Source organism: Variovorax sp. 01T439_2, assembly GCF_056398445.1.
Genome location: NZ_JBFTPJ010001066.1, coordinates 1 through 1,870, shown reverse-complemented (window position 1 = coordinate 1,870; position 1,870 = coordinate 1). Strand labels below are relative to the sequence as shown.

Below are 1,870 nucleotides of genomic sequence, written 5' to 3'. Positions count from 1 at the left end.
ATGTTGATGCCGTCCACCGACATCACGGCCATGACGCGCTCACCCATCGCATTGCGCGCGCGGATCGCATAGCGCGTGCCGGGCCGGCCGGCCACCCAGTATTCGCCGCGGTGGCGGTAGATGGGCAGTTCGCGGCCGCTCGCGCGGTCGACCACGCTGAGTTGCATCAGCGAACCGATGCGGTTGGAGGGCGGCGAAAGCGGGGGCAGGGGCCCCACCGGGCTTTCGGCGCAAGCCGGCAGCACGCCCAGCGCGGTCCATGCGAGGGCGGTCGAGAAGAGGAGTCTGCGCTTCATGATGTCTTTCCTTGCCAGGAGTGGATCGGTACGGCTTCTACGCAGCAGCACCGGCGGCAGGGTTAAACGCGCGCAAAAAAATGGCGCCGCCTCTTTCGGGGCGGCGCCAGGCGTCCGTTTCTTCAGTCCAGTTGCGTCTAGATGTCTTCGAGCAGCGGATACGGCAGCGGCTCGACCGTGAGCGCCGGCCCGTCGGCGCTGCCCGCATGCAGGCCGCCGGTTTCGAGTGCCGAGATCTGGATCGAGATCAGCGCGGCCCAGCCGCCGCCAGGTGCCGGCGCGGCCTGCGCCACCGTGCCCACAGGCTGTTCGGCATCGCCGGCGGCGAACACCTCCTGGCCGGCGCCGAGGGGCGCATCGGCCTGCACGAGGTAGGTGCGCCGCTTCAGGGTGCCGCGGAACTGGCTGCGCGCCACGATTTCCTGGCCCGGATAGCAGCCCTTCTTGAAGTTCACGCCGCCCACGGATTCGTAGTTGATCATCTGCGGCACGAAGGCCTCGACCACCGGCGTGGTCACGGTCACGATGCCGCTGCGGACCTCGCTCCATTGCCACAGTTGCGCATCGAGCGCCGGGCCCGCGGGCGCCGGGCTGCCGGCCGGCGCGATCCACATCGCGCGCGGCACGCCGTCGGCCGGGTACAGCGACACCGCGCTGATGTCTTGGCCAATGGCGGTGCGCTGGCCGGGCAAGGCCGTGGCATCGAGGCCGTTGGCGGCCAGCGCGGTGCCGGCAAGGCCGTACAGCGCGAACTGCTCGGTGGCGTCCGTGAGCTTGGCCTTGGCGCGCAGCACGTACATCGACAGGCGCTTGAGCGTGGCGGCCAGGATGTCGCGGCTGCACACCAGCAGCACCAGCTCCGGCTGCGGCCGGATGCCGACGAAGCTGGCGATCACGCGGCCCTTGGCGGTGCAAAGCGCGGCCAGGCGGGCCTCGGTGGCGCCCAGCAGCGCGAAATCCTGGGTGAGCTGGCCATGCAGGAAGCTGGCGGCATCGGGCCCCTCGGCGCGGATCACGCCAAGGTCGGAAAGAGCGGTAACACCATTGAGAACGACAGTAGTCATCGCTGAATTATCATGGTCGGAGCCGTTCCGTCGGGTCCGCAGGGAATCCCGCCCCGGTTCCCGCAGGGCCACCGGCTTTTCGTGCTGATTCGTTTTCTTCTCTCCGCTAAATCATCGGACCCGTGCGTCGCTTCTTCCTCACGCTTTTCCTGCTCGCCGCCCTGGCTGCGCTCGGCCTTGGCGCCGCCGGCCTCTGGTGGGTGCATCAGCCGCTCAAGCTGCCCGCGCCCAGCGTCGATCTGTCCGTGGAGCCCGGCACCACGCCGCGCGGCGTCGCGCAGGCGGTGGCCGATACCGGCACCGACGTGCAGCCGCAGATGCTCTATTTCTGGTTCCGCATTTCGGGGCAGGACCGCCAGATCCGCGCCGGCAGCTACGAGCTGGAGCGCGGCATCACGCCCAAGATGCTGCTCAACGTGCTGGTGCGCGGCGAGGAGGCCACCCGCAGCCTGGTGCTGGTCGAAGGCTGGAACATCCGGCAGGTGCGCGCCGCACTCGCCAAGGCCGAGC

At 69.3% G+C, this 1,870-nt stretch carries 2 protein-coding genes and 1 pseudogene; 1 reads left to right on the top strand and 2 read right to left on the bottom strand.

Annotation, left to right across the window (positions count from 1 at the left end):
• Positions 1-296, bottom strand: a pseudogene (locus AC1DOC_RS31905) (hypothetical protein); the annotation flags it as partial.
• A 137-nt stretch (positions 297-433) separates the two neighbouring features.
• Positions 434-1,360, bottom strand: coding sequence for a CAF17-like 4Fe-4S cluster assembly/insertion protein YgfZ (ygfZ, locus tag AC1DOC_RS31900; protein WP_012747962.1), 927 nt, complete (start codon positions 1,358-1,360; stop codon positions 434-436).
• 122 nt (positions 1,361-1,482) lie between these two features.
• Between ygfZ and AC1DOC_RS31895 the strand changes: the two genes are divergently transcribed.
• The coding region (locus AC1DOC_RS31895; protein ID WP_478131361.1) for an endolytic transglycosylase MltG at positions 1,483-1,870 on the top strand (388 nt) is incomplete at its 3' end.

What these genes read in the sequence shown, in the direction of transcription:
- ygfZ (WP_012747962.1), bottom strand. Translation starts at nt 1,360, where the DNA reads ATGACTACTGTCGTTCTCAATGGTGTTACCGCTCTTTCCGACCTTGGC.